At 63.0% G+C, this 15,385-nt stretch carries 10 protein-coding genes; 6 read left to right on the top strand and 4 right to left on the bottom strand.

The annotated features are described in order from the left end of the window. Positions 1-68: 68 nt before the first annotated feature. Complete coding sequence (locus NATPE_RS16670) at positions 69-1,208, top strand: acyl-CoA dehydrogenase family protein (protein WP_006182760.1); 1,140 nt, start codon at positions 69-71, stop codon at positions 1,206-1,208. A 155-nt stretch (positions 1,209-1,363) separates the two neighbouring features. Here NATPE_RS16670 and NATPE_RS16675 read toward each other — a convergent pair whose 3' ends face one another. Next, the gene (locus NATPE_RS16675; RefSeq protein ID WP_006182761.1) at positions 1,364-2,506 is read right to left on the bottom strand and encodes a thiolase family protein; all 1,143 of its coding nucleotides are present in this window, start codon (positions 2,504-2,506) and stop codon (positions 1,364-1,366) included. Between the two features lie 1,268 nt (positions 2,507-3,774). On the opposite strand from NATPE_RS16675, the gene NATPE_RS16680 reads away from it, so the two are divergent. From NATPE_RS16680 to NATPE_RS16700, 5 genes are all read left to right on the top strand, one after another. After that, positions 3,775-4,539, top strand: coding sequence for an IclR family transcriptional regulator (locus tag NATPE_RS16680; RefSeq protein ID WP_006182762.1), 765 nt, complete (start codon positions 3,775-3,777; stop codon positions 4,537-4,539). Between the two features lie 199 nt (positions 4,540-4,738). Then, a complete protein-coding gene (locus tag NATPE_RS16685) occupies positions 4,739-6,508 on the top strand; it encodes a Na+/H+ antiporter NhaC family protein (RefSeq protein ID WP_015299225.1) in 1,770 nt (589 codons plus the stop codon). 201 nt (positions 6,509-6,709) lie between these two features. After that, on the top strand, positions 6,710-7,696 hold the full coding sequence (locus NATPE_RS16690) for an asparaginase (RefSeq protein WP_006182764.1): 987 nt from the start codon (positions 6,710-6,712) through the stop codon (positions 7,694-7,696). Positions 7,697-8,577: 881 nt separating this feature from the next. Further along, on the top strand, positions 8,578-9,459 hold the full coding sequence (locus tag NATPE_RS16695) for a 3-hydroxyacyl-CoA dehydrogenase family protein (protein WP_006182765.1): 882 nt from the start codon (positions 8,578-8,580) through the stop codon (positions 9,457-9,459). A 337-nt stretch (positions 9,460-9,796) separates the two neighbouring features. Continuing rightward, entirely contained in the window at positions 9,797-12,871 is a 3,075-nt protein-coding gene (locus tag NATPE_RS16700) for an FAD-binding and (Fe-S)-binding domain-containing protein (RefSeq protein WP_006182766.1), read from the top strand. Between the two features lie 46 nt (positions 12,872-12,917). Here the strand turns inward: NATPE_RS16700 and NATPE_RS16705 are convergent, their stop codons facing one another. The 3 genes from NATPE_RS16705 to ahbB form a co-directional block, all read right to left on the bottom strand. Then, on the bottom strand, positions 12,918-13,481 hold the full coding sequence (locus tag NATPE_RS16705; protein ID WP_006182767.1) for a hypothetical protein: 564 nt from the start codon (positions 13,479-13,481) through the stop codon (positions 12,918-12,920). 56 nt (positions 13,482-13,537) lie between these two features. After that, on the bottom strand, positions 13,538-14,137 hold the full coding sequence (locus NATPE_RS16710; protein WP_015299228.1) for a membrane protein: 600 nt from the start codon (positions 14,135-14,137) through the stop codon (positions 13,538-13,540). A 100-nt stretch (positions 14,138-14,237) separates the two neighbouring features. Beyond that, on the bottom strand, positions 14,238-15,278 hold the full coding sequence (gene ahbB, locus NATPE_RS16715) for a siroheme decarboxylase subunit beta (protein WP_006182769.1): 1,041 nt from the start codon (positions 15,276-15,278) through the stop codon (positions 14,238-14,240). Positions 15,279-15,385 lie beyond the last annotated feature (107 nt).

Genomic DNA, 15,385 nt, shown 5'->3' on the forward strand with positions numbered 1-15,385 from the left:
CGGGTTAACAACACCAACCGGGGATTGTATCCGAAGCTACTTTGTAAGACGAACCCAAGCAATCTATTATGACGTTCCAGCTGTCAGCCGAACACGAAGCGATCCGTGAGGCCGTCCGCGAGTTCGGGGAAAACGAGATGAAGCCGGTCGCGGAGGAACACGACCAGGAGGGGAAATACCCCGAGGAACTCCGCAAGAAGGCCGCCGAGTACGACTTCGTCGCGCCGAACATCCCGCTCGAGTACGACGGGGCCGGGATGGACAAGATCTCCTCGACGATCGTCACCGAGGAACTCTGGCGTGCCGACCCCGGGATCGGCTCCGCCGTCGGCTCGGCCGGCTTCGGGACGGACATGATCGTCGAGTTCGGTGACGAGTGGATGAAAGAGGAGTGGCTGCCCCAGATCGCCAACGGCGAGACCGCCTCCTGTTCGATGATCTCCGAGCCCGCCCACGGCTCGAACGTCGCCGGCATCGAGACGGTTGCCGAGAAGGACGGCGACGAGTACGTCCTCAACGGCAACAAGATGTGGATCACCAACGGGACCGTCGCCGACGTCGGCGTCTGCATGGCCAAGACCAGCCCCGGCGAGGGCCACAAGGGCATCACCGCCTTCCTCGTCGAGATGGACCGCGACGGCGTCTCGACCGACAAGATCAACAACAAGCTCGGGATCCGTGCCTCGGACCTCGCGGAAGTCGTCATCGACGACGTCCGCATCCCCGAGAAGAACGTCATCGGCGAAGTCGACAAGGGCTTCTACCAGCTGATGGAGTTCTTCGCCTCCGGCCGCACCAGCGTCGCCGCACAGGCTGTCGGTGCCGCTCAGGGCGCACTCGACGCCGCCATCGAGTACGCCAACCAGCGCGAGCAGTTCGACCAGAAGATCTCCGAGTTCCAGGCCATCCAGCACAAGATCGCCGAGATGGCCACCAAGGTCGAGGCCGCCCGCTCGCTGACCTACCGCGCCGCGACCCAGGTCGAGCAGAACAACCAGGACGTCGCCGCGCAGTACTCGAGCATGGCGAAGTACTTCGCGAGCGAGATCTCGGTCGAAGTCGCCGACGAGGGCATTCAGGTCCACGGCGGCTCGGGCTACGTCACGGACTACCCCGCCGAGCGCTACTACCGCGACGCCCGCATTACGAAGATCTACGAGGGCACCAGCGAGATCCAGAAGAACATCATCGCCGACCAGATCCTCTAGACCGGCACGACGATCGCGGATCCACGCCGTCTTTTTCGCGGTGGTTGCCGCCCGCCGAGAGGGCCGTCCCACGGCTCTCGAGGAACGATCAACCGAGTTGAAACGGGTTTTTCCGGCACGGAACCCGGAGAAGGACCGCAGACGGAACGGCGTCGTTACTGCTCCGGAACGCGGAACTCGACGGCCGCACCCTGCCCGTAGCCGACGCACATCGTCGAGAGCCCCAGCCCGCCGCCCCGGCGCTGGAGTTCGTGAATCAGCGTGACGGGCAGACGGGCACCCGACGCGCCGAGCGGATGGCCGATGGCGATCGCCCCGCCGTTGACGTTGAAGCTGTCGTCGTCGAAGCCGAGTTCGTCCCGGCAGTAGATCGTCTGGCTCGCGAAGGCCTCGTTGAGTTCCACGAGATCGTAGTCGTCGGCCGAGCGGCCGTTGCGCTCCCAGATTCCCCGCACCGCGGGGACCGGGCCGACACCCATGATCGTCGGATCGACGCCCGCGACGTTGTGGTCCTCGATCTCGGCCATGATCTCGAGGCCCTGCTCCTCGGCGAACGCCTTGCTCGTGATGAGGACGCCGGCAGCGCCGTCGGAGACCTGCGAGGCGTTGGCGGCGGTGACGGTACCTTCCTCGCGGAACGCTGGCGGAAGGCCGGCGATCTTCTCTTTGGTCGTGCCGGGGCGGAGCCCCTCGTCCTCCTCGACGAGGCCTGCCTCGGTCTCGATCGGGACGATCTCCGTGTCGAACTTGCCGTCCTCGGTCGCTTTACAGGCCCGCTGCTGGCTGCGCGCGCCGTACTCGTCCTGCTCCTCGCGGCCGATGTCGAACTCCTCGGCAACCTTCTCGGCGGTCTGGCCCATCGCGAGCCCGGCCGCGTCGTACTGCTCGGCGATGCCCGCGTAGGAGTCGATCCCCTTCCGGCGCTCGTTGCGAGACATGTTCTCGACGCCGCCGGCGACGATGACGTCGCGCTGGCCCGCCCTGACGGCGTCGCTGGCGCTCATGATCGCCTCCGCCGAGGAGGCACAGAGCCGGTCGATCGTGGTGCCGGGGACGCCCTCACCGAGATCGGACAGGAGGGCGATCACCCGCGCGATGTTGTTGCTCTGCTCGTTGACCTGCTTTGCACACCCCCACCGGATGTCGTCGACGTCCTCGCCGGTAAGGCCCGTCCGCTCGAGCATCTCGTCGACGAGCGGGACCGACAACTCCTCGCTGCCGGTCTCGGCGAAGACGCCACCGTGTTTCCCCTGTGGAGTTCTGACTGCCTGCACGACGACTGGCTGGCGATCGCTCATTGGTAACTGTTCCCTCTCGCTACAGCGGTAAAGACGCACCGTTCTGTACCGCGTCAGTACCCTGACGGCGAACCGCTAAGTAGCGGAGCCAATTGCATACCTGCTTACACAACAGCGTTGCAAGCAGTATATCGGTGGTTTCAGTTGCTACTAGAGGACATCGATGGGACGAGGTAACTGACGGGTTGGCTCGCGCAACCGGCAGCGATTTCCATAGTATGGGACGTAGAGTATAACCTGAGAAGAGTCGACACGACCCGACTAGTTTCCAGTTATTAGCTGTCGATCAGCTTTTCGTCGCTATTTATCCGTTATCGACCCTGCCACTCGATAGGGAACAGCTTCAAAGGATAATCATATATAACATGGTATTAATTAGACTGGTGACGACGACACCATTGTCGGTCGCTGTTGACGAATTGCTGTCAATATAAATGACAGACGATATTGTTTTCCTATAGCAATAACACCCGAGACAAAGTTGATCCTCGATGGTGTCGTAGTTGGTCGATATGGCATGCCTGCCAGCTGAATTTCTGCAGTTGTTCCACGAAAACGATCGTTCCAAAGCTGGGTTTCCTGTCGATCAATTCGACTACCAGGCTCTCTTTCGATAGACCCGGGTATTTGGGCCGATTATGTCGGTTGAACCCGCATCGGAACGTGGGTCTACACGTTCAAACTGAGAGTCGACCGCTTCTACAATTCGTGAGGGACAGTCGGGCAATCATCCGAGAACGTCTTGATTGTTTCATACATTACTACCACCATCAATGACTGCATTGAAAACCAATTAGAAAAAGCTAGTCGGGGGGAGAGACGGAACTAGATCGCACCCAGTTGTCGATAATGAAACTGGTTTCTGAATACACACAAGTACAAATCGGGATGAGATCTGATTTCGAACTGGACTCACTCCGATGAGGAATTCGTTCTTTCATACATGGAATCCATTCTAGCACAGTTCTTCGATGGCCGGTGAGAGTGTATTTACACATATACGAATGTAATAGAGTAGTGGATCGAAGCAATGGGACAGGGACGACAATTATCCGTCTTCCGGTTCAATGATTCGGGTAGGAGACCGAAAACGGCCGATTTCTCCCAAGAAGCGGAAAGCGACAAATCACGACACACGGTTACCAGGCTGCTCGTATTGAGCAAGGGAGGGGCCCAACGATCGATGTCATCGTGGGGTTGTCGCTGTACTGAATGACAGCAGTTCCATGATACATGGATTTATAGGGGCTCGAACGGACGGGGAAGGTATGACTGACAGCCAACTTCTGACGACGACCGACACATCGTTAGCGGTGATCGAGGCGATTCAGGAACTCGACGGGGCGACGCCAGCCGAACTCGCGGCGGCACTCGAGTTATCCGAGAGTGCTGTCTACAAACACCTCTATACCCTCGCGAAACACGGCTATGTCGCCTCCGAAGGCGACGAATACCGACTCGGGGCGCGGTTCTATCACATCGGGATGTACGTTCGAAACCGCAGCAAAGTATACGAGTTGGCGGGCAAGTACGTCATCGAACTCGCCGAGCAATCGAACGAGGAATCCGATTTCGGAATCGAGGAGAATGGTCGCATCGTGACGCTATTCGATTCGGTCGGTAGTTCCGCCAAGCCAAGTTCCCGGCTCAACAACTACGAGTACATGCATACGACGGCCATCGGGAAGGCGATCCTTGCTCGATTGCCGGAGTCACGCATCGACGAAATCGACGACCGGTGGGGCCTCCCGGAACTCACCGAGGAGACGATCACGTCACGGGCGGAACTCGATGCCGAACTCGAGCGTATCCGGGAACGGGGCTACGCGATCAACGATCAAGAGTCGATTCCGGGCAAACGCGTTGCCGGTGTCGTCGCCGAGGGCCCCAATGGGGCCGTCATCGGCGGATTCACCGTCTCCGGTCCGGCGTACCGGATCGAAGACGCCGATCTCCACCAGGAATTTCCCGACATCCTGCAGCGAGTCGTCCCGAATTTCGAGACAGAACTGGTCTCACAGGGACTCCTGTAATCGACCCCGGGATCGACGAGAGAGGAGCTGATCGATCGATTGTAGCCGCTATACGGGCAACTTGAATGGTATACGTATAGATTTTCCCGCGATATCCGTTGAATATCCCGCAGCGAACGGCACTACAGGCACCCATCCGCGCCCTCTCCCCATTTTCCTTCAAAAGATTAAAATAGTACAACTCAGACAGTGGGTGTGTATGTCATACGAATCCCTTCCGATTGCGGCACTAGCGCTGGCACCGCCGATTATCGCGATCGCACTCGCGATGTATACGCGCCAAGTACTCGTATCGTTGTTCGCCGGGGTATGGATCGGGGCGTTGATGATCGCCGACTGGAATCCGATCGCAGCAACAGCGTTGTCAATGGACTGGATCGTCGAGGTCGTCAGATCACCATTTGACACCAAGTTTCTGATTCTGATTATGTTCATGGGCGCTGGTGCCGCGTTTATTTACAAGTCAGGCGGGATCATCGCACTCCAGAACTGGATCGGTCATCGGGTGAACACGGCACGAGACTCGCAGATCCTCACATGGCTCATTGGGATTTTCATTTTCTTCGACTCGTATACGAGTACCATCGTGACTGGAAACGCGACTCGTGAGCTGTCTCAGGAAAACAACACTTCTCGAGAGATGCACGCCTACGTGCTGGACTCGACGACATCGCCGGTGACGACCTTCGGACCCGTATCGAACTGGATCGGGTACCAAGTATCGATGATCATCGTTGGGTTCGAAGCTGCCCGGTTCACCGCCGAGGAAGTCGGTATCACCGCATTCGGACTCTTCCTGCAGAGCATTCCATGGAACATCTACTGTTTCCTAGCGTTCTTTATGGTCGGATTCATTTCGATTACGCAGCGATTCTACGGGCCGATGCTGAACGCGGAGTGGCGGGCGCGCAAAGAAAAGAAAACTCGACGGGACGACGCGACGCCGCTCTCGGACATCACGACCGACGTCGGCGAGCCGAGCGAGAAGAACCCGACGCTGATCAATTTCTTCGCACCGATTCTGTCGCTGCTGGTCGTCGGACTCGTCTCGATGTGGTGGCTCGGTGGCGGCCACCAGTCCGGTGTTGATATCGCGACTGCGTTCCAGGAAACCGATGTCGCACTCGGTCTCCTATACGGTTCGTTCGCGTTCATGGCCGTCGGCATGCTCGGTGCCGTCGGATTCGGGACCATGGACCTCGAGGAAGCGAGCGATACCGTGATTAGCGGATTCAAGACGATGATGATCGCGGCTGCGATCATCGTCCTTGCGTGGAGTATCGGTCACGCCGCTGACCAGGTCGGAACCGCCCAGTATATCGTTGACGTCATGGTCGACAGTAGCATCCCCGGCTCGTTCCTACCGCTGCTGATCTTCCTTGCAGCGATGTTCATCGCATTTACGACGGGAACTTCGTGGGGGACCATGGCTATTCTGACCCCGCTCGCGATTCCGCTTGGCTACGAAATGTCCGGACTGTCGATCCTGCCGGTTCTCATGGGAGTGCTGTTCGGCGGCGCGATCTGGGGCGATCACGTCTCACCGATCAGTGATACGACCGTCATGTCGTCGATCTTCGCCGGTTCGGACCACATCGATCACGTGACGACACAGATTCCGTTCGCGATGACCGCAGCCGGCGTGACGGTCCTCATGTTGCTCCTGTACGCAGTCGGTGTGACGTCGCCGCTGGTGTTGCTCCCGCTATCAGTCGTCCTCACTGCGGGCGCTGTCATCGCACTGAACAAGTTCGATGCTCGCCGCAAGAACCTGCCCGAAGTCATGCCGACGACCGACGCCATCGACAACGGTGAAATCGACGTCGATGCGATCGAGAACGGAAGCAAAACCGACGGAACCCGGATCAACGGACGGTACAGTTTCGTCGAATCGATTCCGCTGACCGCAGTCGGGATCGTTATCGCCTATCTCTGCCTGGTATTTGGGTTTATGACCCTCGGCTTCTAGGCGAGGATCGGGACTTCCGTCTCAGCGTTTTTGGTGAAGAATGCGTATCCGGCTACGCATCGTCCGGGTACCAGAGACAGCACGACCGATTCGTCGAGATATTCGCCGTGCGGTACCCGGCAGGGTTCTCTTACCGAACGGGGATCGTCGTTGCCAATGTCAATCATAACCGATATAGGTTTTGTTCGGGCAGTACGACGTATGTCGACTGTGTACATCATTGCTACCGGCGGCACGATCGTGAGTACCTCGAGCGACACCGGGACGGTCCCGACCGAGTCAGTACAGGAGTTAGTGCAGGCCTATCCGGAGACGTTCGAACACGTCGATATCGAACTGGAGCAACTCACGCAAGCCCCGAGTTCGGAGTTGACAATCGACGATCTCGTGACACTGAGTGATCGTGTGCGAGCCGTTGCCGACGATATCGATGGAGTCGTCGTCCTCCATGGAACCGATACGATCGAAGAGACCGCGTACTACCTCGATCTCGTCCTCGACGTCGACATCCCAGTCGTCCTCACTGGCGCACAACGACCGTACGATAGCCGTAGTCCTGACGGGCCGGCGAACATTCACGGGGCCCTCGCGGCAGCGAGTCACGATCACGTTCGGACGGGTGCCTACGTCTTCTTCAACGACCGTCTTCACGCAGCGCGACCAGTAACGAAAGAACATAGCAGCAATCCCGACGCGTACGGTTCGGGCAACTACGGACCGGTCGCCGATCGGACACCGAACGGTCTTTGGTTCTACCGGCGACCCGAGAGTCTATCGGTGACGCTCCCGACACGAGATATCACGGCGACCGTGGAGATCGTACCGACGTCGACGGACACCGACGGAAGACAGATCAGTCACGCCATCGATCGCGGCGTCGATGGAATCGTCGTCGACGCGCTCGGACTCGGAAATGTTCCCGCAAACGTTGCAGATGCCATCGGTGACGCCGTTGACAACGACGTTGTCGTCGTTATTGCGACGCGGTGTCACAACGGAGTCGTCTCGCCAGTGTACGGATCCAAAGGCGGTGGCGCAACTCTCGAGGAAGAGGGTGTGCTGTTCGCATCGAACCTTCCCGCCCACAAGGCCCGAATCAAACTCTTGGTCGCTCTGTCACAGCAATCAGACGAGACGGTTGGAGAGGCGTTTGATGCCAGCCAAATCGACGGGCACGGGTATGCGTGACGGACGTTTTCGAATAGTGAGATGCAGTTGTTTGCCAGAACGGAGTCGTGTAGCCAATCGCTTCGCGGCGACGATTCCGTGAGACGGAGAGTGGAACCGGACCTGACTCGAGACGTCGGTAATTCGGCGAAATACGCAGCAGACTGCCTCTCGAACATCGAAGCAGTGGCCACTTGGCAGGGTACCGTTCGATAGCAGAACGACGTCGAAAGCACCTCACTGTTCCGTACATTCCGGATCCGATCACCGCTTTTCGTAGCGTATGAACTGGGGCTGCTATCGGGCGCCAATCGATCGCACGTCAGCAACGGGTCCGAACAGAGCCTGTAAAATCGAAAGCACGTGTACGGAGACAGATAACGACCGGTGACCGGCGACCCAAGGCGAACGCCGGCAAACCCGACCGTCAGTGACAACGAACGCATTCGATGGTCGTCGATGACCCGAACTGTAATCTGCTCATAGTACATCTGTTTCAGACATATCATCGAAAATAACTCGAGGCAAACGAGGACCCGACCCACGCGACGGGACGAACGCCTCGTGGCGGAACGACCGTTCGGAGCGCTATCGTCGGACTATCGATCACCTCGAGTTGAAACGGTCTCGAATCGTCGACCGAGTCACTGTGGACCGCCCGGAGTACAGTACGGCTGCAGACCGGCAATTGTCGGCGAACGCGGCCAGCTACGGGAGTATACTACGTTCGATGGATGGCCCGACGTATTGACTGCATAATGGGAGAAATAATATAGGACCTCTTTTTAGCCATCATACTGATAGTATTGACATCGCCAGAAATCGTCCACAGGGAGGCGGCGGCAGCCGGCCGCTGAGGAGTGATAGGAACGCTTTTGATCGCATCGTCTGTGGATTCGCACATGCAAATCGCAGTTCTCGGAGCCGGGAGTATGGGACACGGCATCGCACAGGTCTCCGCGACGGCGGGCCACGACGTGGTCCTCCGTGACGTCGAGGACGACCTCGTCGAGGACGGCCTCGAGGGGATCCGGGAGAACCTCCAGGGCGGGGTCGACCGGGACAAGCTTACCGAAGACGAGATGGCGGCGGCCGTAGAGCGCATCGAGGGGACGACCGACCTCGAGGCGGCGGTTGCGGACGCCGATCTGGTCGTCGAGGCGGTACCGGAGGACATGGACCTCAAGCAGCAGGTGTTCTCGGACGTCGAGGACGCGACCGGCGAGGACACGGTCATCGCGTCGAACACCTCCTCGCTGTCGGTGACCGAGATGGCAAGCGCCCTCGAGAACCCGGAACGGGCCGTCGGTCTCCATTTCTTCAACCCGCCCCACATCATGGATCTCGTCGAGATCATTATCGCCGAGCAGACCGACGAGCGAACCGAGGAGTTCGCCGTCGACTACGTTCGGGACATCGAGAAGGAGGACGTCGTCGTCCGGGACACGGCCGGTTTCGCCACCTCGCGGCTGGGACTGGCGCTGGGGCTCGAGGCGATCCGGATGGTCGAACAGGGCGTCGCCAGCCCGGCGGACATCGACGAGGGGATGGAGATCGGCTACGGCCATCCGATGGGCCCGATCGAGCTGACCGACCACGTCGGACTGGACGTCCGCCTGCACATCGCCGAATACCTCCGCGAGGAACTCGGCGAGCGGTTCAAGCCACCGCAGTCGCTGCGCCGGAAGGTACGGGCCGGCAAGCTCGGCAAGAAGACCGGCGAGGGCTACTACGTCTGGGAGGACGGCGAACGCGTCGGCACGAGCGGTGACTGGGACGAGTAACGGGACATGACGGCCGCGGTGTAACAGCCGCAGTCGTCGCTGTTCGAGCGCGCACAACCCCCAACTAGTTAGGCAGATCGTTTGTTGCGGCGTCCCCCATAGAAGCGGATACCGTCCGTGAGATCGGACGGCGGCCCCGGGGGCGCACGTGGGAAAACGACGGGGCCACTTTTCGCTCGGTCACCACTCCCAGCACCTCGCCCCCACGTGCGGGCCGGACGGTTCGAGAGCGGCCGTCCGGTCACTTCCCATTGACTCGTGCGTGACCGTACGCCGGCGAGCCCCAGTACTGTCGGCAATGCGGGCGCTTTTAGCCGCGCCTGTGGAAGGATAACGCATGTCCCTCGAGCCGAGCGCTGACCCGGCCGCCGACCGGCGCGCGAACTACGACTACCGGAGCGACGACATCGACCGCCCGGCGCTGGTCGCGGACCTCGAGGCCGTCGTCGACTGCGAAGTGCGGGGCGACTCCTACTCCCGGCAGCTGTACGCGACCGACGCGAGCGCCTACGAGCTGACGCCGATCGCCGTCTCCTTCCCGGAGTCGACGGCCGACGTCGCGGGGATCCTCGAGTACTGTGGGGCGCGGGAGATCCCGGTCCTCCCGCGGGGCGGGGGAACGAGCCTCGCCGGACAGACGGTCAACCGGGCCGTCGTCCTCGATTTCACCCGGCACATGGACGAGATCCGCGGGATCGATCCCGAGGGCCGGACCGCGACGGTCCGGCCGGGGACGATCCTCGGGACGCTGAACGAAGCCCTCGAGCCACACGATCTCAAGTTCGCCCCCGATCCGGCGTGGGGCGACAAGAGCGCCATCGGCGGCGCGATCGGGAACAACTCGACCGGCGCTCACTCGCTGCAGTACGGCAAGACCGACGCCTACATCGAGGCGGTCGAGGCCGTCCTCGCGGACGGCACCGTAACGCGCTTTGGCGAGATTACTCGCGAGGAGGTCGGCGAGCGAGCCGATCCCAACGGCGACCTCGAGGCGCGGATCTACGCCGAAGTCGAGCGGATCCTCGCGGAGGACGCGGACCGCATCGCGGACACCTACCCCGACCTCAAGCGCAACGTCTCGGGGTACAATCTGGACCGGCTCGTCGCCGAGGCCCGCGGCGAGGCGTTGCCGGGCGGAGAAGAGACCGGCGAGCCGGGCACCGTCAACCTCGCGCGGCTGCTGGCCGGCAGCGAGGGCACCCTGGCGGTCATCACCGAAGCGACGGTTTCGCTCGAGCCGGTCCCCGAGACGAAGGCCGTCTCCCTGCTTTGCTACCGTGACCTCCACGAAGCGATGGAAGACGTCGAGCCGATCCTCGCACACGACCCCGCGGCGGTCGAGGTGTTGGACGACGTGTTGCTCGATCTGGCTCGGGACACGGCGGAGTTCGGCCCCGTCACCGAGGCCCTTCCCGAGGGGACCAACGCCGTCCTGCTCGTGGAGTTCTACGCCGCGGACGCCGACCACGGAAAAGCGCAGGTCGCGGGCCTGCTGGCCGACCGCGTCCCGTCGGCGACGCCGGCGGGGGAGCCGGCCGACGACGCACCGGAAAGCGATGGCGAGCCCCTCGCGCTCGCGGCGCTCGAGGCCTACGACGCACCCGAGCGCGCCAAGCTGTGGAAGCTCCGGAAGTCCGGCCTCCCGATCCTGCTCTCGCGGACGACCGACGCGAAGCACATCTCCTTCATCGAGGACACGGCGATCCCGCCTGCGAACCTCCCGGAGTTCGTCGAGCGCTTCGAGGCGATCCTCGAGGCCCACGACACCTACGCGAGCTTCTACGCCCACGCCGGGCCCGGCGTGCTTCACGTCCGGCCACTGGTGAACTCGAAGACGGAGGTTGGCCTCGAGCAGCTCCACGGTATCGCCGACGACGTGACGGACCTCGTGGTCGAGTTAGGGGGCTCGGTCTCGGGCGAACACGGCGACGGCCGCGCCCGTACCCAGTGGAACCGCAAGCGCTACGGCGACGACCTCTGGGAAACGTTCCAGGATCTCAAGACGGCGTTCGACCCCGATTGGATCCTGAACCCGGGACAGGTCGTCTTCCGGGAGGCGGAGCCGACCGACCTCCGGGAGAATCTCCGGTTCGACCCCGACTACGAGTTCGACGCCGGCTTCGAGCCGACACTCGAGTGGGACAACGACAACGGGATGCAGGGGATGGTCGAACTCTGTCACGGCTGTGGCGGCTGTCGGGGCGAGCAGTCGACGACCGGCGGCGTGATGTGTCCGACCTACCGCGCGAGCCACGAGGAGATCACGGCCACCCGCGGCCGGGCCAACGCGCTCCGGGGGGCGATGAGCGGCGATCTCGACCCGGACGAGGCGGTCTCCGACGAGTTCGTCGAGGAGGTGATGGATCTCTGTATCGGCTGCAAGGGCTGTGCCATCGACTGCCCCAGCGAGGTCGACATGGCGAAGCTCAAGGCCGAAGTCACCCACGAGTATCACGAGCGAAACGGCGCGAGCATCCGCGATCGACTCTTCGCCAACGTCGGGACCCTCTCGAAGTGGGGGAGCCGGCTCGCGCCGCTGTCGAACGTCCTCCCGAAGCTCCCGGGCGCTCGGACGGCCCTCGAGGCCGTCGTCGGGATCGATTCCGACCGGCCGCTGCCGACGTTCCGCGCGAAGACGTTCCGAGACTGGTTCCACGAGCGGGGAGGGTGCCGCGTGAGCGAGGCCGAGGCCACCCGCAAAGCCGTCCTCTACCCCGACACCTACACCAACTACAGCCACCCAGCGGCCGGGAAGGCGGCCGTCCGCGTCCTCGAGGCCGCGGGCGTTCACGTCGCGGTCCCGAACGACCTCGGCGACACCGGCCGGCCGGCGTTCTCGAAGGGGTTCCTCGAGAAAGCCAGAGAGACGGCCCGGGAGAACGTCACTGCGCTCGCGCCGCGAGTCGCCGACGGCTGGGACGTTGTCGTCATCGAGCCCTCCGACGCGGTCATGTTCCAGTCCGATTACCTCGACCTGCTCGGCTCGGACGCCGCCGAGCGGCTGGCGGGCGGTACGTACGGCGTCTGCGAATACCTCGACACCTTCCGACTGGACGAGGGGATCGCCTTCGACGAGCGAGCGGCCACCGACGAACTGGTCTATCACGGCCACTGCCACCAGCAGTCGGTCGCGAAAGACCACCACGCCGTCGGCGTCCTCCGCCGGGCGGGCTACGCCGTCGATCCGCTCGATTCGGGCTGCTGTGGGATGGCCGGCAGTTTCGGCTACGAGTCCGAACACGCCTCGATGAGCGACGCCATCGCCGAGATCCTCTACGAGCAGGTCGAAGACAGTCCCGGGGGCCGGGTCGTCGCTCCCGGCGCGTCCTGTCGCACGCAACTCGAGAACCGGCCGGACGCCACCGAGGAACCGCCGACGCCGATCGAAGTCGTCGCCGACGCGCTCGAGTGAGACGGTCCGCTGGAACGATTCGAAGTCCGTATTCCGAAGCGGCCGATCAGTCGTCGGCTGCGGGCGCTCGGGCGAAGTTCTCGAGGGCGTGGTCGCCCAGCAAGAGGACGACGGCGGCCCCGACGAGATTGAAGACGAGATCCAGCGCGGTATCACGTTTGCCGTAGGTGACCAGTACCGGTTCGAGACCGAGCCGGTTCGCGGTCGCGTGGATGACGTACTCGAGGAGTTCCCAGCAGCAGCCGGCGACGGCGACGGCGGCGACGACGCGCGGGGAGGGATCGTCACCGCGGCGACGGGCGGCCGCGAAGGCGGCGCTGCCCACGAGCGTCGACGAGTAGGCGTGAGTCAGGTGGTCCCACCACCAGACGTCGTCGTAGGGGCCGAGCATGCCGATGGCGTGGGTAAGCATCGCACCGTCGACGTACGCGCGTTGCCACGGGCGAAACTCGAGTCCGAAGACGCGTTCGAGGGCGTCGGGGGCGTACGTCGCCGCGAACGCGACGACGGCGTTGACGACCGCGCCCGGATCGCGTTGGCGTACGCCCGCGACGAGGACGGCGACGAGTCCCGCTCGGACGCCGCGTTCAGCCGCTCGCTCTCCGTTCATTGCGGAATTAGTCGAATCGCTGACTGATAAAAATATCGTTCAGTCGTGCCGACCCGTCACAGATACCGCGCGGGGACGTAAGGGCGAACCGCCGCCGGGAGCAACGGGACGAGTCGCTCGGCGACGGTCGCGAGCGGCTTGCGTAACAGGACGTAGACGGCCGACACTGCGACGAGGCCGGCTGCGAGAGCAGTCACGGGGCCGTCGCCGAGCATGACGAGCGGCACCGCAACGATCCCGGCGACGAAGAGGTCCTCGGGAGCGCCGTCGTATCGGACCCACCGTCGCGGGCGAACCCAGCGTCCGTGATAGTGGCTGTAGACCGCCCGCTCGGAGGTCCCCTGCCAGGGCCGCAACTCGAGGCCGCTCCCGGCCGCGTCGGCGACGGCGTGGAGCGCCGCGGCCGCGAGACCGACGGCGATCGCGACCGTGACGGGCGTGGGAACGAGCGCCGCGAGGACGACCGCCGGCACCGTCGCGATCGAGCCGTACACGGGATAGTGAAGCGTCTTCCGGTGGCCGGTGTAGAGGTCGAGGTCGGGAGCCACCCCGCCGACCAGTCCCGCGAGGAACGCGGCCGGTGCGAGGTCCGGAGCGACCGCCAGTAGTGGCAGCGCCAGAGCCAAGCCCAACAGCGCGTGGGTCGTCGCCATCATTGTGTCCCCTCGTAAGCGACGAGACGGGAAATACGTTTCCCGCCTCCCGACTTGCTCGAATAGCAGCGTCGACACCGACGAGAGCGGTCGATGCGCCCGGCTACGTACCGAGCAGGTCGTCGTAGCGCGCGCCGGTCTGTTTCAGCGTCTCGGTGGAGTAGAGTCGCTCGTGGTCGACGGGGAGGTAATCGGCGGCGAGTTCGTCGATCTTCTCGTCGACGGCGTCGGGGTCGCGACCGTGGATCATCGTGAACAGGTTGTACGGCCAGTCCTGCTCGGGCCGGCGGGGTCGGTGATAGCAGAGGGTGACGTAGGGCAACCCGCCAGCCCGCTCGCCCCACGCATCGAGGTCCTCGTCGGGAACGTCCCAGACGACCATGCAGTTGGCATCGAAGCCCGTGGCGACGTGGTTGATCACGCAGCCGATCCGCTTGATACAACCGGTCGAAAGCAGGCGTTCGACGGCCGCGAGGACGTCGTCGACGGGGGCGTCGAGCGCCGCGGCGATGTCCCGGTACGGCGTCGCCGAGAGGGGAAAGCCATCCTGAATCTCGAGCAGGAGGTCGGCCTCGAGCGCGGAGAGATCGCCCGTCGCGGCCTCGCTGATCCGGGTCGCCGAGGAGTCGGTGCCGGCCTCGAGCGATTCGCGCGCAAAGCGGTCGGCGTTGACGACGGGGAACTCGAGGTCGATGTAGTAGTCGGTCAGCATCGGCAGGTTCAACACGTCACAGCCGGTTCGGGCCTCGATCTCGGCGAGGATCTCGTCGCGGGCCTCGCGGGAGCCGGCAGTGACGACGAACCACATGTTCCACTCGTGGTCGCGGGCGTAGTTGTGGTTGACCTGCCGGTACTCGTTGACGATCGCCGCGATCTCGTCGAAGCGGTCCTCGGGGGCCTGGATCGCGGCAAGCGTCGAAGAGCCGATCACGGGCGGGTTGAGGACGGCTCCGAACCGGCGGGCGATCCCCGCCTCTCGGAGGGCTCGAACGCGGTCGACCGCGGCGGATTCGTCGATTCCGAGGTCGGCACCGACGCGGTCGAACGGGCGTTCCTCGATCGGGAACCCGCTCTGATAGCCGTCGATCAGCGCCGCGTCCACGTCGTCGATGGCGTCGCGCCAGTTCCCCGACAGGGCACTCATTGGTCGTCCTAGGGAGAAGGGGACCGTATCGTTTTCGGGTCGTCTCGGCGGTCGGGAGCGCCGGACGATCGCCGTGACGCCGCGTCGCTCGAGCGACATCGAACCCG

Origin of the sequence: Natrinema pellirubrum DSM 15624 (genome assembly GCF_000230735.2) — an archaeon.
In the GTDB taxonomy this organism is placed as follows: domain Archaea; phylum Halobacteriota; class Halobacteria; order Halobacteriales; family Natrialbaceae; genus Natrinema; species Natrinema pellirubrum.

Bases quoted from the DNA above. Each gene is read 5' to 3' on its own strand.
- NATPE_RS16670 (WP_006182760.1), top strand. From the start codon at position 69: ATGACGTTCCAGCTGTCAGCCGAACACGAAGCGATCCGTGAGGCCGTC.
- NATPE_RS16675 (WP_006182761.1), bottom strand. From the start codon at position 2,506: ATGAGCGATCGCCAGCCAGTCGTCGTGCAGGCAGTCAGAACTCCACAG.
- NATPE_RS16680 (WP_006182762.1), top strand. From the start codon at position 3,775: ATGACTGACAGCCAACTTCTGACGACGACCGACACATCGTTAGCGGTG.
- NATPE_RS16685 (WP_015299225.1), top strand. From the start codon at position 4,739: ATGTCATACGAATCCCTTCCGATTGCGGCACTAGCGCTGGCACCGCCG.
- NATPE_RS16690 (WP_006182764.1), top strand. From the start codon at position 6,710: ATGTCGACTGTGTACATCATTGCTACCGGCGGCACGATCGTGAGTACC.
- NATPE_RS16695 (WP_006182765.1), top strand. From the start codon at position 8,578: ATGCAAATCGCAGTTCTCGGAGCCGGGAGTATGGGACACGGCATCGCA.
- NATPE_RS16700 (WP_006182766.1), top strand. From the start codon at position 9,797: ATGTCCCTCGAGCCGAGCGCTGACCCGGCCGCCGACCGGCGCGCGAAC.
- NATPE_RS16705 (WP_006182767.1), bottom strand. From the start codon at position 13,481: ATGAACGGAGAGCGAGCGGCTGAACGCGGCGTCCGAGCGGGACTCGTC.
- NATPE_RS16710 (WP_015299228.1), bottom strand. From the start codon at position 14,137: ATGATGGCGACGACCCACGCGCTGTTGGGCTTGGCTCTGGCGCTGCCA.
- ahbB (WP_006182769.1), bottom strand. From the start codon at position 15,278: ATGAGTGCCCTGTCGGGGAACTGGCGCGACGCCATCGACGACGTGGAC.